We start from the raw sequence: 24,244 nt of genomic DNA, 5'->3' as shown, positions 1-24,244 counted from the left end.
ATTTACACACATTATTAGTATTAAAAATTAATTGTTCACATAAAAACAAATAAGGTAAAGATGAAAGCAAATGAAGTATTAGAAACTCTTAAACAAAGGTTTCCAAATGAACCTGAATACATTCAGGCAGTGACAGAGGTGCTAGAAACAATTGAAGAAGAATACAACAAGCACCCAGAGTTTGAGAGAGTGAACCTTATTGAACGTCTATGTATTCCTGATAGAATTGTTCAATTCAGAGTAACATGGGTAGACGACAAGGGTAATGTACAAACCAATATGGGGTATCGAGTGCAACATAACAATGTAATTGGTCCATATAAAGGTGGTATCCGCTTTCATAAGTCGGTAAACTTATCTATCTTAAAGTTCTTAGCTTTTGAACAAACATTTAAGAATGCCTTAACAACTCTTCCTATGGGAGGTGCAAAAGGCGGTTCAGATTTCTCTCCACGAGGTAAGAGTAATGCTGAGGTTATGCGTTTCTGTCAAGCCTTTATGCAAGAGCTTTATCGTCATATTGGAGCTGATGAAGATATCCCTGCAGGCGACATTGGTGTTGGAGGTCGTGAAGTAGGCTATATGTTTGGTCAATATAAGAAGTTAACTCATGTCTTTACTGGCGTTTTAACCGGAAAAGGAAAAGACTTTGGAGGTTCTAATATACGTCCTGAAGCAACTGGATATGGTAATATCTACTTCCTACAAAACATGCTTAAAACACGCAATCAGTCACTAAAAGGCAAGCGTGTTCTTGTTTCTGGTTCAGGAAATGTTGCTCAATATACTGTTGAAAAGCTTATCGAATTAGGAGCAGTTCCTGTAACTTTATCTGATTCTGATGGATATATTTACGACCCAGATGGCATTGATTCAGAGAAGTTAGCATTCGTAATGGAGCTAAAGAACATTGAACGTGGAAGAATAAAGGAATATGCTGAGCAATATGGAGTGAAGTATGTACCAGGGGGAAGACCATGGAGTGAAGTGGCAGATATCGCTACTCCTTGTGCAACACAAAACGAAATTACTGAAGAAGACGCAAAAACTCTTGTTGCAAATGGCGTTATTGCGATCAGCGAAGGAGCGAACATGCCTACTACTCCTGAAGCTATTAAGGTGTTCCAAGATGCAAAAATACTATATGCTCCAGGCAAAGCATCTAACGCAGGCGGTGTTGCTGTATCTGGATTAGAGATGACTCAGAACTCAGAACGATTGAATTGGAGTCGTGAAGAAGTGGATTCTAAACTACATAGCATAATGGATGATATCCATGAGAACTGCGTTAAATATGGAACTGAAGCAGATGGATACATCAATTATGTGAAAGGTGCAAATATTGCAGGATTCTTAAAAGTGGCAAATGCAATGATGGCACAAGGTATTATATAAGCTTTTTAAAAAGAATATATAAGTAATTAAGAATTGAAAAGGAAGGTGTCACCTTATTACAAGGTACACTCTCCTTTTTTATTTTATTCTTCTGTCAAAATAAAAAGATAGAATTATTTAGTTTTTTATATAATAAAGGAAATAAAATGGCGTTATAACTATAGTATTTAACAATAAAATTTTATGCCTATAAAAATTTTTACTACAGAAGAATTAAATCCTTCAGAGAAGACATTAATGCTAATTCGTCAATTAGCTTACTCGTATAAAACTCTTCATTTAAATAACAACAAGAAGGTTATTTGTCTAAACTAAAACTAAATGGAAGTAATTATTTCCCCCTCTCTCCTATCTGCAGATTTCATAAATCTACAGAAAGATATTGACATGATCAATAGAAGTGAAGCAGATTGGCTTCATTTAGATATTATGGATGGTATGTTTGTACCTAACATTTCTTTTGGTTTTCCCGTAATAAGTGCTGTTGCAAAGGCGTGTAAAAAGACACTTGATGCTCATTTTATGATTGAACATCCAGAACACTATATTGCTCAAACAGCAAAACTAGGCGTTGAAATAATGTGTGTTCACTACGAAGCATGCGTTCATTTGCATAGAACTATTCAAGAAATTCACGCTGCTGGCATGAAAGCAGGAGTGGCATTAAATCCTAGTACACCTGTTTCTGTTCTTGAAGATATACTAGATGACCTTGATTTGGTTTTGATTATGAGTGTAAATCCGGGATTCGGAGGACAAAAGTTTATACCCAATGCGCTTAAGAAAGTTGCTCAACTACGACAAGAAATTGATAAAAGAAACTTATCAACTATCATTGAAGTAGACGGAGGAGTACAAGGAGAGAATGCTCAAGCCTTAGTAGATGCAGGAGCAGATGCTCTTGTTAGCGGTAGTTATATATTCAATTCTCCTAATCCTGAAGAGACAATTAGAAGCTTAAAGCAAGTAAAGCAATAATCAAGCCAATACACTAAAAGACTTTATTTATCATTAAATATCAAGTAACAACTTAACTATAAAATAAGAATAAGGGTGATCTCCTATTGAGATTCACCCTTATTTCATTTCCCTTAAATTGATATTTAATAGAACTTATTCTATTTGTAAGGAGTAATCATTGCCTTATTTACAGAAAACAACTTTATTGTCTTTTGATTTTAAGACATCTTCCCCAATGTCTTTTCTATAATTCATATTCTTAAGTTGATACAACTCTTGCATATGGAACATACGTGATAAGAAGTTATCAAGATTTCTTTTATCCTTAGGTGTCCATTGAACTTCACACAAAGCTGCAAGTCTTGGAAGCAATTGCCATTCCAACTTAGTACTATCTTTCACCCATTCAGTCCAAATACAGCCCTCTGCTCCAATTATATTCTTTTGTTCTTCAGGAGTTAATACATCGAAACAAGGATCTAAGTCGTAAACTCTTTGAATACTAGGAATACCTTCTATTTTGTTGATTCGTGGGTTACTGAAATAGAAATTGGTAATTGGTGCAACTACAGTAGGATAACCTTGACGAGCAGAACGAATAGAAGCATCTTTCGAAGTCCATCCTATTACAGTCACAGTTTTCGAAGGAGAGCCATCTAAGATCTCGTCCCAAGCAATCATTTTACGACCTCTTGCACGAATATCCTTTTCTAATTCGCCCATAAACCAAGTCTGAAGCAACTCTTCTTTCGAGTGTTTTTCTTCATCTTTTAGGTTTAAGTTCTTTATTTTTTGCTGACACTTAGCACATTCTTTCCATCTATCTTTAGGACATTCGTCACCTCCAAGATGAATATACTCTGATGGAAAGATATCCATAATCTCATTCACAACGTCCTTTGCAAGCTGCAATGCTTTAGGATTTCCAGCACAAAGAACTTCTTTAATAACGCCAAAATGAGTACAAACAGGATATGGTCCACCAGTACATCCTAGCTCTGGATATGCAGCTAACGCAGATTGTATGTGCCCAGGCATATCTATTTCTGGAATAATAGTAATAAAACGGTCAGCCGCATACTTCACAAGTTCACGTGCTTCTTCTTGAGTATAGTATCCACTTACAGGCGTTCCATCATATCCTTTGTCACCAGGTAGAACCGTTTCAGTACGCTTTGAGCCTATTTCTGTTAGCTTAGGATATTTCTTTATTTCTATTCTCCAACCTTGATCTTCAGTTAAATGCCAATGGAAATAGTTGATATGGTGCAATGCAAACATATCTATGAGCTTCTTTAAGTATTCGATACTAAAGAAATGTCTACCTACATCGATCAAAAAAGCACGATAAACAAAGCGTGGAGAATCTGAAATTATAACAGAAGGTAATTCAACTTGTTTCACATTCTTTGCTATTGGCAATGCTTTAGTCAATGTTTGCAAACCATAGAACACACCTGCAGGAGTGCTTCCCGATAGCATTAACACCTTTGGAGTTGCCTTAATCTCATACGCTTCGTTTCCTTTGATAGACGAATTAAGTGACAATCGAATTTGATTATTTGTCAACTTAGAATTCTCCTTCAACTTCATTCCTGTCACTTCTTCTATATATGAAATGAGAAATTCAACGTTACGTTTTTGTAATTCATTTGCATTATCAGGACAATAGATTGTTGTTTTGCCATTCAATACAAAGTTCTTCTCTTTTAACGGCTCAATACTTTGAGCTAATGGAATGGTGTTCCAATTCCCAACTGGTTGTTTTCCTGCAAAACTACACAGTGAGAAAAGAAGACCAATCACTACTAATTGTAATCTTTTAATACACATTGTCTTAAAATAGTTATTTATGTTTCGTCTCTAAAAATATTTCTCCGTTACACATCTATTACCAACCTGGATTTCGTTTCCAATTATCTTTAGTTAAAGAAAGCATTCTAGATTGGATTGGTAACAAGTAATCTCTATCCTCTTTGAAGCCTCATCCCTTAGTAGAAGTGGTGATATCAAGTGGTAAGATATATCTATATATATCTGTTGGTTGCCCAGAATAGGTATAAATTATTAGTAGGAACCTAATTATATAGTAAACGATTAAACTCAAATTAATACGTCTTCTATATTATTTTCCATGCAATCAATTCTATTATCATTGAAAGTTAATTCTTGATTTTTATCACCTCAGAGCAGTGCAAATATAAATAAAAGTTACAAGCGGACAAATTTTAAACACCTACTTTTTGTCTTTTACATCGAATTAGGTTGGGTTTTCATTTGTAAAGAAAATATTTCTTCTGGAAATGAGCAAGTATAAATAGCATAAACAAAATTAATAGTGCTATTGTTAGATGATAAAACACACCCATTTTATTTTGTAAAAGTAACAGAATATGGCTTTAAACAGACCTTTTTACCTTCTATAAAAATTAAAATGATTTATCATTAAAATGCATTTTGATAGGAATAGTTTAAAAGAATTGTTTCAGAATTTTATAAAAGCAGTGATTTACAGATGTAAAAGCACTGTTTTTAAGATGTAAATAAATTGAGTTTACTACACAAAAGGAATGCTTTTACTCTCAAAATGGAGCAAAATAAAATGCATGTTTTTCAACATGCATTATTCAAAGTTATAGAAAATGAATTCATTCACATACAATATATAACGTTGTATGATATGCAATTCAATTATATTCTGATTAAGAAATGGGTGGTTTTATATTAATCTAACTGCAAAGTAATACCATTTGTCTTTGCCATTCTGCGTAAATTGAGTATCGCATATCGCATTCTTCCCAACGCTGTATTAATACTTACATTGGTAATCTCTGCAATTTCTTTAAACGATAACTGTTGAAAAAAGCGCATAAACACCACTTCACGTTGAAGAGCTGGAAGCATATCAACCATACGTTTCACATCTTTCAACACCTGTTGATTGACATAATGGTTCTCAATACAACTATCCATAAGTGATATGCTCACTGCATTATCAAACTCATTAGTATCGATGTTATTAAGATACTTGTCATTTTTAGAACTTCTATAGAAGTCCATTATAGTGTTATGTGCTACAGTTATGAGCCAAGCTCCAAACCTTCCGTTCGTGCAATACTTACCTTCATTAAGCTTAGTAATCACTTTTATGAAGGTTTCTTGAAATAAATCGTCAGCTAAAGCACGGTCTTTCACAATAAAGAAGATGTAAGAGAACAATTGTTCTTGATTTCTTGAAAGTAGTAAATCAAAAGCTTTATTGTCTCCATTTATATAAGATAATGCCAATTCTTCATTGGTCATTTCATGTAATTGCTTCATTTTCTATTCGTTCTGATGAAGTAGATATTTGTCGATAGGCTCCTTCTTTATTGTTTTTAGAATAATATTAACGGTGGCAAAGATAAATAAAAAGATTGATTTGAACAAATTATTAATATTAAAAAGAGGTTGGTGCAGGATGCAACCAACCTCGGAGGATGATTTCAATAATGTCGAAATCTAAAAAATAACATGACAAATATAAAGATAATATTTGATATCTCAAAATTATTTATAAAGAAATTTCAACATTCAATTGATAGCTTGTTATTTACAATGTCTATTTAACCATCTGTTTACAATAGAAATATTATGAATAAAGTTTATTCTTTATTTCTTTGTAGTTGCGGCTTTCTTAGTTTTCTTCTTAGCTGTTTTCTCTTCAGAATCCTTCACTCTCTCCTGCTCCATCTTTTCGATTTTGGTTTGAAGACGAATGATTTCTTTTTCACGAATAGCTATTTCTTCACCTTGATTTCTAATAGTTGTTAGAAGACTATTTAGCTCTTCGTTGTCAATTTCTTCAGGATATAAACTATTTACACGACTAATGAAGTCACCAAGAATATTCATGTAGTTGGTAAATGCATCGAAAGCATTATCATAAATACCTCTACCAAACATCACACTAGATGGCTTTGTACTCATAAATCTAAAGTTGTTCGATGCTTGAAGATAGTCCCAGTCTTGCTTAATACGTGGTTCATTGGTAATTCTTACACGGTCTGCAATACTATAAAGCTTATTAAATGCCTCACGTTGCATTGGATTTCCTAGCCAACAACTTAAGTTTCTTTCTTCATCTGCCCATGAGATTGCATCGGGAACATGTAGTTCTCCAACGCTCTTAAGCTTCATACAGATTTCAGAAGGAGTTGAGAATGTAATGCCTTTTGCCTTTGCTTGTGCTGGAAGAGCATTCAAGAATTCTAGAATATTGCTTGATAATGGCTGTGCAATTCCTAGCGCTGACAATTCCATAAACAAGTTGATAACTTGCTCATCTTCAGGAAGTGCGGTTATCTTGCTAATATATTTATCTGCAAATAAAGGATATTCGTCCCAAGAACTATTATTAAAACGAAGCGAGATATCATCACTTAAGGTTATATCTCTTAGCAAAAGCTTCAACTTTGGAGTAAGAGCGCAATTATATAAGTAATGTGGAGACTTCCAACCTAACACGTGTTTTGCTCCTTCTGTCAATGCTCCAATGAAACCCATTTGCTGCATTTGCAAGCCAATATCGTCACTATAGATAAGTGAAGAGTTTCTGATTACCTTAGGAGTTTGTCCAAAATAATCTTTTATTTTAGCACATTGTTTCTTTACTTCTTCAACAAAACATTCTTCATTTGTTAGTGAAGACAAACCATGCGAATAGGGTTCTGCTAAGAATTCCACACAACCAGTTTCGTTAAGTTGCTGCAACTTATCTAAAACTTGTGGTGCATGCATCTCTAATTGCTCAATTCCTACACCTGATAAAGAGAAGGCAACTTTAAAAAACTTGCCATTTTCTTTAATCATCTTGTGAAGAGTTTCAAGAGCAGGCATATATGATTTCTCGGCAATATCATTTATTGTGCGTTCATTTTCATAATCATCATAGTAATAATGATCGGTACCAATGTCAAAAAAACGATAGCGTTTTAAGTGAGTTATTTGGTGAATTTCGAAATAAAGACAGATTGTTTTCATAGCTATTTCTATTGATATTTTTTATTGTTATTCAACTATAATACTTTAAAGGACACGCTCATACAGTTCTCTAATCCACAAACCAACCTTTGCCCACGTTATTTGATTAACCTCTTTCAAGCCTTCTTCTTGTAGATAATCAAACAAGCTATCATTGTGACAGATTGAGTAAATGGCGTCTGCCATAGCGTGTATGTCCCAATAATCTACCTTTATACAATTAGTTAAGATTTCAGAACAACCGCTTTGTTTAGATATTATGGTTGGGGTTCCACATTGCATAGCCTCTAAAGGCGATATTCCAAAGGGCTCACTTACTGATGGCATAACGTAAACATCAGAGTTTTTCAAGCACTCGTATACTTCTTTTCCTTTCATAAATCCAGGGAAATGAAATCTATCTGCAATGCCTTTCTCAGCTGCAAGCCTAATCATTTTATTCATCATATCACCACTTCCAGCCATACAGAATCTGACATTTCGAGTTCTATGCAACACCATACTTGCTGCTTCAACGAAATATTCAGGTCCTTTTTGCATGGTTATACGACCTAAGAACGTAACAATCTTATCTTTACCTTTATGGTTTGGACGTGGAATTGCTTCTATTTCTTCAGATAAAGGATAAACTGCATTGTGCACAGTAAATACCTTTCTTGGATCTTGGTGATATTGATTGATAACCGTTTGGCGTGTTAGTTCACTCACACACATAATGCAATCGGCATGGTCCATACCATCTTTTTCAATAGAATAAACAGTTGGATTCACTTGACCACGTGATCTATCAAAGTCTGTTGCATGCACATGTATACACAAAGGTTTACCAGATATGCGCTTAGCATGAATACCTGCAGGGTATGTTAACCAGTCATGTGCATGAATAATGTCATATTGCTGCTGTCTACTTACAACACCCGCAACAATTGAATAATTATTAATTTCATCGTGTAAGTTATCTAAGTACTTACCCGAAAACTCTATACAACCAAGGTCATTAAGCTGCATATAATTAAAATCTGCATATATATTATTACGCAAATCATAATATAGTTCAGGCGACATCACATGTCCTATGCGTTCTTTTAGATAATCTTCAGAAACATCTCTCCATGCAATGGGCACACAATTCATTGCTATAATATTTGCAGCTTTCTTATCTTCATCACCCCAAGGACGTGGCAAACAGAATGTAATTTCCATGTCACCTTGAGCATGGAGGCCTTCAGATATACCGAAACTTGCTGTTCCTAATCCTCCAAGAATATGAGGTGGATACTCCCATCCGAACATTAATACTTTCATGTTTCAGCCCTCTCTTATTTAAAGTTATACTTTTCTAGTAACTCAAGTGTTCTTAATATCTCTGCAACATTCATAGCAAAAGATATTGCTCCACGCCCTTTAAAAGGGGGATTACCATCGAACAACTCTGGAATAGTGCCCAAACAATGATTGGTCATCTCGTCTTCATAACCCACCATTTGGCGCTCTATAAAGCTTAATCGAGTATGTTTAAATAGTTTTAGACACGCTTCCATATAGAAACCACCTAGCCATGGCCACGCAGTTCCTTGATGATAGGCGTAATCTCGTTGTGTTTGAGGACCGGTATACATTGGGTTGTAACCACCACTCTTTGGAGATAAGGTTCTTAAACCCTTAGGAGTTAATAGTTCTTTGGTACATATTTCTATAATACCTTTCTTTTGTTCTTGTGTCAATGGAGAGTAATCAAGAGCTGCAGCGAATATCATATTAGGACGAACGCTCCAATCTATCATGTTACCATCAACGTAATCAAAGAGATAACCATAATCATTTAAGAAAGTATTTACAAATGATTGCTGGCATTTCTCTGCAATTGCAAGAAGCTTTTCAGTAAATTCTTTATTCGTTTCTTCTAAGAGTTTAGACACAAACATTAGAGCATTATACCACAAGGCATTAAACTCTACGATATAACCAGTACGTGGAATAACAGGTTTTCCATTAACAGTAGAGTTCATCCATGTCACGGCTTTATCTCGTCCGTTGGTCTTTAACAAACCTTGTTCATCAAGGAATAAGTTTGAATGCTTGTTATTAATGATGAAATCTATAAGATCATGAAGAAGTTTCCCGTATTTTTCAAGACACTTTTCTTTTCCTTCTTCTTTTGAATATTGTTGAATAGCCCATATTGCCCATAACAAAACGTCTGGTTGTTCCATTTCATATATGTCTACAGACAAAGGCTTTCCTTCCATAAATTCTCTCAATCCGACCTCTGCTGTTTCCATAACCAACTCGAAATAGTCAGCCTCCTCAATAGAAAGCGTTAAGCCAGGAAGAGAAATAAAGGTGTCTCTTGCACGACATTTAAACCAAGGATATCCTGCAAGAATATATCTCTCATCTTTTTTACTTCGGTTATGGAACTGGTGTGCCGCATTAATTAAGCAGTGCAAGAAGTTATCTCTAGGAGATCTTTCTTCTACTTCTGCTTCAAAAAGTGATTTTAATTCTTTTGTTTTACATTCTGAAATAGAAGCAGAGAAAACGATACTTTCACCCTTCTTTATATTCATTTCGAAGTAACCTGGCACATACAAATCTTCATTTGATGCATAACCACGTTCTTGTTCCTTAGTATATTCGATGCCTCTATACCAATCTGGTTGAAAAACGAATGTATTTTTCTTACTAAACTGCATATAAAGGTCGGGATAGCCCTCATACATTCGGGTTTGAATACCATTGGTCACCGCAAAATAATCACGACTAGCCACCGAGTTTTCGTGTGTAAATTGTCTTACACTTCTAAACGCTAAGAATGGCTTAAATCGTAAAGTTGTAGTAGAGTGAGCATCTACCAAGGTGTAACGAATAAGAATTCTGTCTTCGTAATGTTGAAAAACAACTTCTTTTTTCAATATTACTCCACCTACACGATATAGAGTTGTGGGAACTTTATCGCAGTTAAATTCTCGTATATACTTATGTCCTTTAGGACTATAGTTATCTCCTTGATATTTATGCAGTCCAAGATTAAATTCTGCTCCATGCTGAATTACGGTAACATCCATTGAAGATAACAAGACATGGTTCTCTTCATCAAGTTCAGGAATAGGTATTACAAGTAGTCCATGATACTTGCGAGTGTTACAATCAACGACGGTTGAGCACGAATAAGCACCCGAACGATTTGTTCTGAGCAACTCTCTTGGAAGCGCTTCCTCTAAATTCGTCATCAAGGATTTTTCGAAGTGCAAATAACTCATAGCTTCTTTAAGGTTTAATTGTTTCTTAATATAAATTGTTTAGCAAAACAAAAGATAGTTCTTCTATTATGAATTCAAAGTTAATATTTTTTTTCTTATTTACAAAGAAAATATTCTTTATTTTGCGTTATCTTTTCTTTGTAGAATGAATATGAATATCAATTAGCTTATTTATAAGTATTTTTGTGTTGTTCAAACAGCTCAAATCGCATGTAACAACGAGGTATAAAGCACATCTATATACTCAAATTAAGTTGACAAATATGACTATTTTAATCAACGTTCTACATAACAAGCAAAGCAAGAAGACAAAAAAAATGCAAGCAAAACATATTTAAAAGAGTTCGTCTTTTATATTTTCAACCCTCCAAATTTTCTAAATAAATCACATCTAAATAAAATTAAAGTTTATCTCTAATATTATTTTATAATCAACTCATTATTATTTGATTAAGGATAGAAATTAATTCTTTTAAAATTTATATCTATAAAGAATAGGATCTCGTGACAATCAATATTAGTAAAATACTTTAATGAGTAATAATTACATTCTTTTTAATCACTAAACTCAATGTTTTTATAATTGAATTGCAATGCTTTTACAGCGCAAAAGCAATGTTATTGCATTATAACAACACCACCATTATAGCCCCAAAAGAAAATAGCACCCTAATAATTAGAGTGCTATTCTTATATTATTCGATAATTTAAATCTTCAAATATCTTATTTGCTATATCTCTTTGAATGTTACATACATTTCAAAACAAAATATATTAACTTTCTATTAACGAAACTCTTGATATCTTATTCTGTGTTATCACCATCTCAAGGATATAACTTAACGGGGTATCTGGTATACTTAAAGTAACCTTATAGTGCAATCCTTCGCTATCAGCTTTATAAAGAACAATATCATTTAATATGCTTTGTCTTAAGAATTGCTTAGGGATATATTTTCCAAAGTCGTATTTATAGAAGTCTTTTGAGAACATCTTCTGATAACCTTTAAACACACTTATGTGTATAATATTATCGTAATAAACATTATCTACCTCTACTCCATCATCATTATACTCTGTTTTTACCACCTTATAGCTTGTTGGGTTGATCTGAGCATAGCTGTGATACTTATCTTGTCCGACAGTAACAATAGTGTCGGTCTTGATTAATTTATGCTGATTAAGCTGAATATCTGATCGATGTTCAAACTCATATATGTTCGAAGGATCATCACTTTTCACTAGACGAACGACCTCATCATTGCTATTTTTGAATTCAAAAACATGCTCACTTTGCTTTATAATGGGGTATTTAGTAACGTTTGATCCTAACAAAACAAATGAGTCTCGTTGTATTTTGAATGCAACGGGAACGCTTAAAGAATCGGGATAAAAGATAGAGTCGCCCAAAACTCGGAATGCAATGTCTCCATCATCATTATTCATCCATATTCCTTGCAATAGTTGTTTGGCTTTTTTATCTTCTGAATTATCAATTACTTTCGCATTCTTTTTGTCAGAACAAGCCATAACAACAAAGCATGCTAGTAAAATAAAAGCAATTCTTTTTATGAGTTTATTTATAGATAACCGCATTATTATTAACTTTTAATCTTTAACATCCTATGCAGTGATATTCAAATCCAATACTTTCAAGCTCTGATCTATCGAAGATATTGCGTCCATCGATAAGCAAAGGTTTGTTCATTATCTTAGAAACAACGTCCCAAGAAGGTAATCTAAACTCCTTCCATTCGGTGATTAATAAGATTGCATCAGCTCCCATTGCTGCATCATACATATCTTTACAATAGTGAACAGCATCTCCTATACGACGTTTACATTCGTCCATAGCAACAGGATCATATACTTTTATTGTGCAACCAGCTTTTAAAAGTAAATCTATTACAACCAAAGCTGTAGAATCTCGCATATCATCTGTATCAGGTTTAAAGGCTAATCCCCATATTGCTATTGTCTTTTTGCTTAGTTGTTCTTGACCATATATCTTGCAAAGTTTATCAAAAACAACTTTCTTTTGCAATGCATTTACATTCTCAACAGCCTTTAAAACCTGTAGATTATAGCCATTATCATCTGCCGTTTTAATCAATGCTTTGACATCTTTAGGAAAACATGAGCCTCCATATCCACAGCCAGCATACAAAAATTTGCGTCCTATTCGAGTGTCACTACCTATTCCTGCACGCACCATATTGATATTTGCTCCTACCAATTCACATAGGTTTGCAATATCATTCATAAACGAAATACGTGTTGCAAGCATTGAGTTGGCAGCATATTTGGTCATCTCCGCACTTGCAATATCCATGAAAAGAACTCGGAAATTATTAAGTAAAAAGGGCTTATAAAGGCGTGTTAGTATTTCTTTTGCTTTGTCGCTCTCTACTCCTACCACAACTCTATCAGGGCTCATAAAGTCCTTTATGGCATTACCTTCTTTCAAAAACTCAGGATTACTTGCAACATCAAAAGGCACATTAACGCCTCTTTCATTTAGCTTTTGTTGGATAATGTGTTTTACTTGCATTGAAGTTCCAACAGGAACTGTACTCTTAGTTACAACAACAACATATTTATCAAGATATTCGCCTATTGTTTCTGCCACTTGATAAACATACTTTAGGTCTGCACTTCCATCTTCATCAGGAGGTGTACCCACTGCAGAAAACACTATTTGTTGCTCGTTTAAAACCTCTGCTAACGATGTTGTAAATTTCAATCGTCCAGCTTTTATATTCTTTAAAACAAGCTCATCAAGTCCAGGTTCATAGATAGGAATATCTCCTTGCATCAGTTTTTGAATCTTTAATTCATCAACATCAACGCATGTAACAACGGCACCGGTCTCTGCAAAGCATGCTCCTGAGACTAAACCAACATAACCTGTTCCAACAATTGCAATATTCATATCTAATTAATCAAATACTTCTGCGTCTTTCAACGATTTTCCTTTTAAATCTTTTGCACTAAAAATTAAATCTTCTTTGATAGGCCAATCAATTGAAACACTTTCATCATTCCACATTAAAGTTGCCTCTTGGTCTGGCGCATACACGTTATCTACTTTATAACAGAATATTGCTTCAGAACTTAACACCAAGAATCCATGTGCAAAACCACGTGGTATAAAGAGTTGTCGTTTATTTGTTTCGCTTAATTCTACAGCTACATATTTACCAAATGTGGGCGAAGAACGACGTAAATCAACTGCTACATCTAATACATTTCCTTTGATAACACGAACAAGTTTAGCTTGTGCTGCATCACCTTTTTGATAATGTAACCCACGCAAAACACCATAACTAGATTTCGATTCATTATCTTGAACAAAGTTAATAGCTCCAATATGTTCTGTAAAACTTTTGCTATTCCATGATTCAAAGAAATAACCTCTGTCATCATTAAAGACCTTTGGTTCTATTATCCAAACACCTTTCAGTTCGGTTTCTGTGTATGTCATCTTCCAATTAGTTATTAATAAGCCGATTAGAATTATTATTCTAGCCTTGATTTACTTGCAAAACACCTCAAATAAATAAACTCTTTGGGTGTAAATACATTCTTATTATGCAAAGGTAGTTTTTTAAATGCAATCAACAAAATGTTTTTTTAATAAAACTAAAGATATACAATTGTTATATTTTCATAACTCTATTATTATAAGATGTATAAGTTTTATTATAAAATTTATACGATTTAGATATCAAGAGATGATATTCTGCAAAATAAGAAAGTAGGATTATATTTTCAAAAGACATACATAAACAACTTCTATAATATCAATATACGAACAAAAAGAGCTATACGTCAAAGTTGAATTTGCTACTAAAGAATAGGAAAATATCACTAAATTCACCCTTTTAGCAATAAAATTGATTAAAAATATCTCTTTTCCTTTTATTTTATTGTATCTTTGTTTATCATTAAAAGTTAGCAACTATGGAACAAAATAACATCTCAACAGAAAAAGAACGCATTGAAATACTCTCACTTTTCGAGACTGTTTATAGTGCTATAGAAGATTCTTTCAAGCCTGGAGACAAAGAAAAACTAAGTCTACATATCAATGCTGCGCTTGAAAGTAACCTTATTCCAAGAGATATTTTTGGTCTTAATCCTATCTTATTTTCATTAGAAACAGCTCAAATCGCAATTAAAGAAATAGGATTAAAACGTGATGCTGTAATTGCTATACTCACTTTTAATAGTGTGATTAATGAGTTTTCAACCATAGAAAACATACAGAAGACTTTTGGAGAAGGCGTCTTTACCATTGTAAAGGGATTATTACGCCTACACGAATTATATAAAAAGACGCCTGTAGTAGAAAGCGAAAACTTCAGAAATCTACTCATATCATTTGCCGAAGACATGCGAGTTATCCTGTTAATGATAGCCGATCGTGTGAATATGATGAGGCAAATTCGTGATACAAACAAAGAAGAAGAACGCAGAAGAGCGGCAGAAGAGGCAAATTATCTATACGCACCACTTGCTCATAAACTTGGTCTTTATAAGCTAAAGAGCGAACTAGAGGATCTTAGTTTAAAGTATCTTGAGCATGATGCTTATTATATGATTAAGGAAAACCTCAATGCAACAAAGAAAACTCGTGATGCTTATATAAGCAACTTCATTGCTCCAATCAAAGAAAAGCTAGAGAATGCTGGTCTAAAGTTCCAAATAAAAGGACGTACAAAGAGTATTCATTCTATCTGGCAGAAGATGAAAAAGCAGAAATGTGGGTTCTCTGGAATATATGATTTGTTTGCTATTCGTATTATAATAGATTCTCCTGAGCAACAAGAAAAAATGCAATGTTGGCAGGCTTATTCTATTATTACGGACATGTATCAACCTAACCCCAAACGATTACGTGACTGGTTGTCTGTTCCAAAGTCTAATGGTTACGAGAGTTTGCATATCACTGTGCTCGGACCTGAGAACAAATGGGTCGAAGTTCAGATAAGAACTGAGCGCATGGACGAAATAGCTGAGCATGGACTTGCAGCACACTGGCGTTACAAAGGTGTTAAAAGTGAAAGCGGAGTTGATGAATGGTTGGGTAATATTCGTGCGGCATTAGAACACAATGACGACTTGCAATTGATGGATCAATTCAAACTAGATCTCTATGAAGACGAGGTTTATGTGTTCTCTCCCAAAGGAGATTTGTATAAATTAGCAAAGGGAGCAACAGTTTTAGACTTTGCCTTCCACATCCATTCGGGGCTTGGTTGTAAGTGTGTTGGAGCCAAAATAAATGATAGAAACGTTTCTATTAAAGAGGTGTTACATTCTGGTGACCAAGTAGAAATTATCACTCAGAACAACCAAAAACCCAATAGAGACTGGCTAAAGATTGTAAAAACATCTAGAGCTAAATCGAAAATACGACTCGCTTTAAAAGAAACTCAAGCAAAAACAGGCTTATATGCTAAGGAAATGCTTGAGAGAAGATTCAAAAATAGAAAGATAGATATAGACGAATCGGTGATGTCTCATCTTGTAAAAAGATTGGGATTCAAAGAAATGTCTGACTTTTTCAAGCAAATAGCAGATGAGAAATTAGACCTTAATGAGGTTGTTGATAAGTACTTAGAAGTTAGAGATTATGATATGAACGCTAACCCTACTCAACCTGCGAGGTCTGCAGAGGAGTTCAACTTCGATAACCCTAATGAGGAGAAAACAAAAGAAAGCGACGATATTCTAGTTATAGATAAAAACTTAAAGGGTATTGATTTCTCTCTAGCAAAATGTTGTCACCCTATTTATGGCGATGATGTTTTCGGCTTTGTAACCGTTAATGGCGGTATAAAAATTCACCGTTGCGACTGTCCTAATAGTGCAGAACTACGCCGAAGATTTGGCTATCGTATTGTAAGAGCACGTTGGAGTGGTAAAGGAACTTCACAATATAGCACAGTAATGCGTATTGTTGGAAATGACGATATTGCGATAATCAACAATATTACTAGTATTATTTCAAAAGAAGATAAAATTACTTTACGTTCAATCAACATCGAATCACACGACGGACTGTTCACAGGTAATTTAACAATACTACTTCAAGACACAATTAAACTAGATAGTTTGATAAAGAAAATCAAAACAATTAAAGGTGTAAAACAAGTTAGTCGCCTTTAATCATCAACTTTTCATATTTTAATATCAGTACAAAAAAGAAAATAGACCAGCTTTTATTAATTTAAAAGTTGGTCTATTGCTTCAATACCTTTGATGGTACAAATTCCTCGAATAAGTGTAAAAACAATATCACGGAAAAGATATTCCATCCCAAATTCTTTGTACAACTCATTATCTATAGCCTCTTTCAGTGAAACAGTGAACATATTTGAGATGATTCGTGGATTCAAATCCTTTCTAAAGAAACCTTCTTCTACACCACGATTAAATAACCATTCAAAGTTAGTATCACGCTCTTTATCCCTTGCATCAAAATAATTTATAACTCGTTTGTATTTACAAAGTTCTTCTAAAAATAAAGGATTAAGTTGCAAGAAATGTTCTAACTTTATTTTATAAGAGAAGATAATAATTTCAATTGCGTTAGGATTAGATTCTTCTATGTATTGTTCGATTCTTGATTCATGTGTTTTATCATGCTTTTTAACGCACTCTAACAACAAATCTTCCTTAGTTGGATAGATCTCATAGAGTGTACGTTTAGATATAGAAAGATAGTTTGCAATGTTGTCCATCTTTACTTGTCTCACTCCATTTGCATAAAATTCCTTCTCAGAATATTCTAAAATTCTTTCTTTCAGTTCGTTTCTGTAATCGTTCACTATACAATCTTTATTCATTAAAATGCTGTTTTTCGGGTACAAAGGTATAAAAAAACATCTAAAAACGGCCTTATTTCATTTTTTTTAGTATCTTTGTCAGTTGGATTATCCAACTTATTAAAGTTTTAAGATTATGACAAAAGTTACAAAAGAAGCGGCTCTTCACTATCACAATGAAGGCCGTCCAGGAAAGATCGAGATAAAGCCAACAAAGCCTTATAGCACACAACGCGATTTAAGTTTAGCTTATTCGCCTGGCGTTGCTTATCCTTGTTTAGAAATACAACAAAATCCTAACGACGTTTTTCAATACACCAATAAAGGTAACCTTGTTGCCGTTATTTCTAATGGTACCGCAGTTTTGGGTCTAGGAGATATTGGTGCAATGAGCGGAAAACCTGTAATGGAGGGTAAAGGACTACTCTTTAAGATTTATGGAGGCGTTGATGTATTCGATATTGAGGTTGATGAAAAAGACCCAGAGAAGTTCTGTGAGACTGTAGAACGTATTGCTTGTACCTTTGGAGGTATAAATCTTGAAGATATTAAAGCACCTGAATGTTTTTATATTGAAGAGAGATTGAAAAAAAATCTCGATATTCCTGTAATGCACGACGACCAACATGGTACTGCAATTATTAGCGCTGCAGGTCTTATTAATGCACTTGAGGTAGCTAACAAACAAATAGATAAAGTTCAAGTTGTTATTAACGGAGCTGGAGCAGCAGCCATCTCAACAGCCAAACTATATCTTTCTCTCGGTGTTCAGAAAGAAAATCTCATTATGTTAGATTCTAAAGGTGCAATAACTACCGATAGAACAGACTTAAATGAACAAAAGAAATTCTTTGCAAGCAGCAGAACTGAGGTGAAGACTCTAACAGATGCGATGAAAGGTGCAGATGTATTCTTGGGTGTTTCTAAAGCTGATGTAGTATCACAAGAGATGATTCTATCAATGAATGACCATCCAATTGTATTTGCTTTGGCTAATCCTAACCCTGAAATTACATACGAAGCAGCTACAGAATGCCGTCCTGACGTATTAATGGCTACAGGAAGATCTGATTATCCCAACCAAATCAACAACGTACTTGGTTTCCCTTACATCTTCAGAGGTGCACTAGACGTTCGTGCTACTGCAATTAATGAGGAGATGAAGCAGGCTGCAGCTTATGCTATTGCAGCTCTTGCAAAAGAAGAAGTACCTGCAGAAGTGAAAGCTGCATATAACGTTAGCGACTTAAAGTTTGGTGCTCAATACTTCATTCCTAAACCAGTAGACCCACGATTACTTGTTAAAGTAAGTACAGCTGTAGCTAAAGCTGCTATCGAAAGTGGTGTTGCAAGACACAAAATAACAGACTGGGGCGCTTATGCTAAGCATATTGAAGCTCTTAAACGAGATTAATACAAAGAGTAAATAATTTATATTTAAAGGGACATAGAGACTTTTTTTAGATTCTATGTCCCTATATATTTTAAAGAAGAAGATAATAATATGACGATATTTCCATGTGCCAAGATAAATTTAGGACTAAACATTGTGTCTAAACGACCTGATGGTTATCACAATTTAGAAACGGTGTTCTACCCTATTCCTCTTCATGATGCACTCGAGGTGTACACAATTGACAACGAGTTTCCAACTCCTTTCAATTGCGATTTAAAAGTAACAGGAATGTCGTTCAATGAAAATGAGCAAGAAAATCTTGTAGTGAAGGCATATAAACTCCTTGCGAATGATTTTCAACTGCCACGACTTCACATTCATCTTCACAAAGAAATACCTGCTCAAGCAGGTATGGGAGGGGGGTCTAGCGATGCAGCTTTCATGCTAAAGCTCATTAATGACTATTGCAACTTACAACTAACAAGTTCTCAATTAGAAGAGTATGCTGTTCAACTAGGCGCCGATTGTCCTTTCTTTATCAATTGCTTACCTGCCTACGCTGAGGGAATTGGAGAACAGTTAACACTTATCCCTTCTTTAAAAGAAAAACTATCCCAATATTATATCGTTGCGGTTAAGCCCTTGGTATCTATATCTACCAAAGGAGCCTTTGGTATGATTACTCCCCAAAAGCCTGCAATAAACTGTAGGAATATTATTGAAAAGCCTATAAAAGAATGGAAAGAGCTACTTATTAATGACTTTGAGGCTCCAATTTTCAAAATGAATCCTGAGCTGAAAGACATCAAAGAACAACTCTACCTAAATGGTGCTGAATATGCAGCGATGAGTGGAAGCGGTAGTACTATATTCGGTTTATTCTCTCAAGAGCCAACTCCAAGTCAATTAAAACTCAACATTGAGGCTGCAATACATTGTATAAAACTATAAAGATAGAATATTTCTGAACACGAACTACTTCAACGTTCACCAATAAGCATATCTACTTTTATAGTAAAAGACTTTACAGGTGAAGCATAACAAAGCAACATCTTTGTTATGCTTTCTTTTTTCCTCCTACTTGAATAGATTGAAACATTATTATAAAAGCATAGCATTTAGTTGACAAAAGCAGTGAAATTAGATCGCAAGAGCACTGCTTTTAATCAGTAAAAAGATAGAGATTTAGGACTATCTTCATTGAGTTCGAATTGTATATAAAAAGAAATGCTCAACTAGAAATAAATTCTTGCTGAGCATTTTGTAGTGGATAGGGGAATCGAACCCCTATGCCAAGATTGAGAATCTTGTATCCTAACCGTTAGATGAATCCACCATTATAACACCATTTGTATCGAAGCGCCTTCTTAAATGGTGATGCAAAGATACATATATTTTATAAAACCGCCAAAAACTACAGAATATTTTTCAGCATAAAATAAAACATTGAGCTATTTATCTATTTTCAGTAGAATCATAACTCAATGTTCTTTTATTTTAATTTAGCTACTACTCTATTGTCATAACAAAATAAATGTACTTTCATTATTCTGCAGGACACTCATACTTGTCGCCTGTTTCTTTTATAAGTTTGCGTGCAAAAGCATTTGAAAAGCCTGGACGTTTAACCGCAGCACCTGTTCCTTCTGGGGTTCTTACAAACACTCCGTCCTTCTCAGGCTTAACTGTCATATCGTTAAACTTCACAATTAGACGAACAGCAAGGTTTTTCCAATGGTGCAACATCTGTTGTGCTTTATCGTTACTATATTGATTCAACAAGCTAATCGCCTTTGCTTTATCTGTATTGTATAATGCAACTGCTTGCTTCTCAATAGTCAATTGATTAGCAAAATAGCTATTCTCTAAACTATCTCTCACCTCTTTCAAGGTTGGGAACATCTGATTATAGCGTGGATAAACCATGTTTGACACCCAATTGCACACCCAAAATGCATTCTTATCAGAGAATGTTACAGCATCTGCTCCAGGTGTATTGTAACATTCAGCCTGTGTTGTATTACCGCAATAAATAGGAGTATATGCCACCATATTACCATCATCATTACCAAACCACAACACTCCTCCAACCTCTCTAGGCAACCATGAACGCAATTGAGCAACGTAAGAGAAAGCTGTTTGTTGAGTAGAAACAGGACGTTCGTTAAAATAATTCTTTCCATCTACCTTGAAACGTAAAGGTGTTGGACGATAAGGCATTTCCCAAACACCGCCTCCTACACTTGAAGAATCTAGCGCAAGTGGTGTGTTTTCATAATGATCACGCATACAAACCATAACATCTTGCACGCTAACCTTTTTATTTGGCACAATCCATAAAGGCATATCCTCTGCATCTTTATCCTTGCCTAAAGCCCAAGGAAGATATTTATCAAAATCGTTTGCAAAGTGATTAAAGAAACTCCACACTCGAGCATCACAGAAACGACGACCTCCAAAAGTTGGTTTTGCATAAGTATCTCGCCATGAGAAATCCTTATCTTTTCCAGTAAACCAACCTTTTGAACGTGCAAAAGAAACAACGTCCTTAGAATAAAGCACATTAGCTTTATCATTCATGTTGAACTTGGTAATTCTACTTTGATTGGCATGAGCACATATTGCATCGTCGGGTACACGCAAAGCCACCCATACTACACCTTTAGAGCCTGGTCCTTTACCCATCATTTCCATAATCCAAGCCTCGTTAGGATCGCATATTGTAAAAGTTTCTCCACCACTATTGTATCCATAAGTTTGTGCAAGAGTGGTCATTACCTGAACTGCTTCACGAGCAGTTTTAGAACGTTGAAGAGCTAAATAGATAAGAGAACCGTAGTCAAGGATACCTATTGAGTCTTCCATTTCTTCTCGTCCGCCATACGTTGTTTCTGCAATAGAGACTTGAAACTCATTGATATTGCCAATAACATTATAGGTTTGAGGAGCTTCTGGAATAACTCCTTGATATTTATTAGTATCCCAGTTGAATATTTTTCGCATGGTTCCTTTAGAATGAGTGCCTGCAGGATAATGGCATAAATTGATAAACAAGCCATAATCATCGGCATTATAGGTACAAATTACAGACCCATCGGCACTGGCTTTCTTTCCAACAATAAAATTAGTGCAGGCATTAGCCATATCTACTAAGCCTAAGAAAGCTGATAATAGTAATAATTTTCTCAACATATAAAAGTTTTTTAATTTAAAAACTACAATATATCTAATATTTCAAATAAGTTCATTTTTATTCTAAGAGTGTATTACAAATAAAGGAAGACAACACCCTTATGAAATAAAGGAAGCTAGAATAAAATACAAAAGAATATCATATTATGGCAACATCACTAGCAGGTTAAACCTAGATGTGATAGATGTAAGGCTTTTTTATTACCCTCTACTCTTCTTCTCTAATGGCAAGCGAGTCTCTTTGTACCTCTTCTGGCTTCTCCTCTTTTTTATTTTCGCTCTGATGCATACGTATTAAATGGATATTTCTCAATGCCATTAATCGCAAAGTTGTTGAAGTATAGGCATTGATTTCTGAACCATTACCTAAAAGGAAGAATCCTTTTATACTCTTAATACCGTGCTTATGAATATCATTAACCTCCATTGAATACGAGCTTGACGAGCTCATACGAACAGTTTGTGATGCAATGCTATCATTATTGTATGTAACTGACATCACACAAACACCATCACGCACTCCATCTTGATAAATAAATTGCGCATCAAAGGCAAGCAACAACTTATCTCCTTTATGATAGGTTGAGTCTACTTTAAGTGTGAAAGAATAGAGATTTGTAGGTGCATAAGGTGTTAGAACAATGCCATTGTCTGCCTGCCACACGTTAGTTGTATCTCCATTAACACTATTAAATGCAGAATTAGCAAGGTCTCCAATTGCAGAGCCATTGGCTTTTGCTTCTGCAGAGAATCGTTCTGAAAGGTGTTCGTATATCTTTTTTAATTCATCTGCATGACGAAGATAATACACCATTGATGAATCAAACTCGGCAGAAGTGACGTTATGCTTCTTTAGAATATTATTCTTATAATAATAAAGAGCGGTTGTGTCGTTTTTAAGCGACGTAATTCCTTCTGCTAAGTGATATTCATAGAGAATATCTCCAAGCTCTGAAGGTTGAATATAACGATTAGGTACACCTGGTTTGCATGCCACAAAGAAGATTAAAGATATACTCATTATCTGTAATAATGCAAGATGTCTCTTTATAAATACCATTATATCTGCGATCAAAAACAACAATAAACGAACTAATACTTACTTAATTTTCTTCTTTCTCTTTTGATTTCTTTGAGAAGAAATTAAGGCTTAAGCCTTCCATCTCTTTTCTATAAAAAAGGATGAGCAGAACTACTCCACAGCTAATTGCTGCATCTGCAAAGTTAAACACAGGCGAGAAGAATATAAATTCATGTCCTCCCCACACTGGAACCCATTCAGGCCAAGTGGTAACTATTAAAGGAAAATAGAACATGTCTACAACTTTTCCTTCTAGAAAACCAGCATAACCTGTTCCAAAAGGAACGAGCTCTGAGACGTTAAAGGGAGTAGATGCATTAAAGATCAAACCATAAAACATCGAATCTATCATGTTGCCAATAGCTCCTGCCAATACTAATGCGAGACAAGCGACATAACCTTTACGGTGAGTTGTTTTGGTTATTTTACAAACATAATACCCTATTGCGGTGATGGCAATAAGTCTAAAAATGCTGAGTACAATCTTATTGATGAACGTCATGCCATAAGCCATACCGTTATTTTCAATAAATGTAATCTTAAACCACGATGCAATGGGGATTGATTCACCTAAAGACATCGTAGACTTAACCTCAAACTTTATAATTTGATCAACGATTAGTATGGCCAAAACAATGAACCATACTAATCGTAAACTTGTGATATTCTTTAAAATATTCTTCACCTTGTGCTTCAATAGTTATTTTTTTCTCATTTGCTTTGATGCTACACTCAAAGTAGCATGAGGCACTGCACGCAAGCGTTCTTTTGGAATTAGCTCACCAGTGATTCTATCTATACCATAAGTTTTATTCTTAATGCGGACTAAAGCTGCCTCTAATCCTTGAATAAACTTATTCTGTCGATTTGCCATCTCAACCAATTCTTCTTTAGATTGAGTTGTACTTCCCTCTTCTAAAGCTTTGTATTTTGGAGATGTATCATCAACATCATTACTATCTGCATTCATTAATTGTCTGATCATCTCATCATAACTCTGACGAGCAATAGCAATCTTTTCATTGATTATAGCGCGGAATTCTTCCAATTCCTCATCACTATACTGAGTTTTTACAGTCATAGATTAATCCTTGTTTTTTAA

The 24,244-nt window shown here is 34.6% G+C and carries 18 protein-coding genes and 1 tRNA gene; 5 read left to right on the top strand and 14 right to left on the bottom strand.

Features of this window, described 5'->3' with window-relative positions; translation table 11 throughout:
• Window positions 1-60 precede the first annotated feature (60 nt).
• Window positions 61-1,395 (top strand): NADP-specific glutamate dehydrogenase, encoded by a 1,335-nt coding sequence (locus tag A3GM_RS0101130; RefSeq protein WP_018361542.1) that lies wholly within the window; start codon window positions 61-63, stop codon window positions 1,393-1,395.
• A 321-nt stretch (window positions 1,396-1,716) separates the two neighbouring features.
• Window positions 1,717-2,373 carry a ribulose-phosphate 3-epimerase gene (rpe, locus tag A3GM_RS0101125; RefSeq protein ID WP_025829738.1) on the top strand — a complete coding sequence of 219 codons (657 nt, stop codon included), beginning with the start codon at window positions 1,717-1,719 and terminating at the stop codon, window positions 2,371-2,373.
• Between the two features lie 165 nt (window positions 2,374-2,538).
• Here the strand turns inward: rpe and A3GM_RS0101120 are convergent, their stop codons facing one another.
• The 8 genes from A3GM_RS0101120 to rfbC form a co-directional block, all read right to left on the bottom strand.
• Complete coding sequence (locus tag A3GM_RS0101120; protein WP_018361540.1) at window positions 2,539-4,188, bottom strand: beta-N-acetylhexosaminidase; 1,650 nt, start codon at window positions 4,186-4,188, stop codon at window positions 2,539-2,541.
• Between the two features lie 891 nt (window positions 4,189-5,079).
• Entirely contained in the window at window positions 5,080-5,676 is a 597-nt protein-coding gene (locus A3GM_RS0101110) for an RNA polymerase sigma factor (protein ID WP_018361538.1), read from the bottom strand.
• Window positions 5,677-6,006: 330 nt separating this feature from the next.
• A complete protein-coding gene (locus tag A3GM_RS0101105; RefSeq protein WP_018361537.1) occupies window positions 6,007-7,377 on the bottom strand; it encodes a glycoside hydrolase family 57 protein in 1,371 nt (456 codons plus the stop codon).
• Between the two features lie 45 nt (window positions 7,378-7,422).
• A complete protein-coding gene (locus A3GM_RS0101100; RefSeq protein ID WP_025829739.1) occupies window positions 7,423-8,682 on the bottom strand; it encodes a glycosyltransferase family 4 protein in 1,260 nt (419 codons plus the stop codon).
• Window positions 8,683-8,696: 14 nt separating this feature from the next.
• Entirely contained in the window at window positions 8,697-10,640 is a 1,944-nt protein-coding gene (locus A3GM_RS0101095; protein ID WP_026216080.1) for a glycogen debranching enzyme N-terminal domain-containing protein, read from the bottom strand.
• Between the two features lie 774 nt (window positions 10,641-11,414).
• Window positions 11,415-12,170 (bottom strand): DUF4738 domain-containing protein, encoded by a 756-nt coding sequence (locus A3GM_RS0101090; protein WP_018361534.1) that lies wholly within the window; start codon window positions 12,168-12,170, stop codon window positions 11,415-11,417.
• 85 nt (window positions 12,171-12,255) lie between these two features.
• Window positions 12,256-13,572: a UDP-glucose dehydrogenase family protein gene (locus A3GM_RS0101085; protein ID WP_018361533.1), complete on the bottom strand. Its 1,317-nt coding sequence runs from the start codon at window positions 13,570-13,572 to the stop codon at window positions 12,256-12,258.
• 6 nt (window positions 13,573-13,578) lie between these two features.
• Window positions 13,579-14,124, bottom strand: a complete 546-nt coding sequence (gene rfbC, locus A3GM_RS0101080; protein ID WP_018361532.1) for a dTDP-4-dehydrorhamnose 3,5-epimerase — start codon at window positions 14,122-14,124, stop codon at window positions 13,579-13,581.
• A 479-nt stretch (window positions 14,125-14,603) separates the two neighbouring features.
• On the opposite strand from rfbC, the gene A3GM_RS0101075 reads away from it, so the two are divergent.
• The gene (locus tag A3GM_RS0101075; RefSeq protein WP_018361531.1) at window positions 14,604-16,814 is read left to right on the top strand and encodes a RelA/SpoT family protein; all 2,211 of its coding nucleotides are present in this window, start codon (window positions 14,604-14,606) and stop codon (window positions 16,812-16,814) included.
• Between the two features lie 56 nt (window positions 16,815-16,870).
• Here A3GM_RS0101075 and A3GM_RS0101070 read toward each other — a convergent pair whose 3' ends face one another.
• Complete coding sequence (locus A3GM_RS0101070) at window positions 16,871-17,494, bottom strand: TetR/AcrR family transcriptional regulator (protein ID WP_018361530.1); 624 nt, start codon at window positions 17,492-17,494, stop codon at window positions 16,871-16,873.
• A gap of 115 nt (window positions 17,495-17,609) precedes the next feature.
• Here A3GM_RS0101070 and A3GM_RS0101065 point away from each other — a divergent pair, with 115 nt between their 5' ends.
• Complete coding sequence (locus A3GM_RS0101065) at window positions 17,610-18,887, top strand: malic enzyme-like NAD(P)-binding protein (RefSeq protein ID WP_018361529.1); 1,278 nt, start codon at window positions 17,610-17,612, stop codon at window positions 18,885-18,887.
• Between the two features lie 90 nt (window positions 18,888-18,977).
• Window positions 18,978-19,820, top strand: a complete 843-nt coding sequence (gene ispE, locus A3GM_RS0101060) for a 4-(cytidine 5'-diphospho)-2-C-methyl-D-erythritol kinase (RefSeq protein WP_018361528.1) — start codon at window positions 18,978-18,980, stop codon at window positions 19,818-19,820.
• A gap of 313 nt (window positions 19,821-20,133) precedes the next feature.
• Here ispE and A3GM_RS0101055 read toward each other — a convergent pair.
• The 5 genes from A3GM_RS0101055 to A3GM_RS0101035 form a co-directional block, all read right to left on the bottom strand.
• Window positions 20,134-20,205: transfer RNA gene (locus A3GM_RS0101055), tRNA-Glu, on the bottom strand.
• A 209-nt stretch (window positions 20,206-20,414) separates the two neighbouring features.
• Window positions 20,415-22,061, bottom strand: a complete 1,647-nt coding sequence (locus A3GM_RS0101050; protein WP_018361527.1) for a dipeptidase — start codon at window positions 22,059-22,061, stop codon at window positions 20,415-20,417.
• 208 nt (window positions 22,062-22,269) lie between these two features.
• Window positions 22,270-23,082, bottom strand: coding sequence for a DUF4296 domain-containing protein (locus A3GM_RS10860; RefSeq protein ID WP_018361526.1), 813 nt, complete (start codon window positions 23,080-23,082; stop codon window positions 22,270-22,272).
• 82 nt (window positions 23,083-23,164) lie between these two features.
• A complete protein-coding gene (locus A3GM_RS0101040; protein WP_025829745.1) occupies window positions 23,165-23,827 on the bottom strand; it encodes a lipoprotein signal peptidase in 663 nt (220 codons plus the stop codon).
• A gap of 15 nt (window positions 23,828-23,842) precedes the next feature.
• Window positions 23,843-24,223: a TraR/DksA family transcriptional regulator gene (locus tag A3GM_RS0101035; RefSeq protein WP_018361524.1), complete on the bottom strand. Its 381-nt coding sequence runs from the start codon at window positions 24,221-24,223 to the stop codon at window positions 23,843-23,845.
• Window positions 24,224-24,244: the final 21 nt, after the last annotated feature.

Source organism: Hoylesella nanceiensis DSM 19126 = JCM 15639 (assembly GCF_000379965.1).
GTDB classification, from domain to species: Bacteria; Bacteroidota; Bacteroidia; order Bacteroidales; family Bacteroidaceae; genus Prevotella; species Prevotella nanceiensis.
Note: the sequence above shows the minus strand (reverse complement) of the source record. Positions and strands in the feature narration are given on the sequence as shown.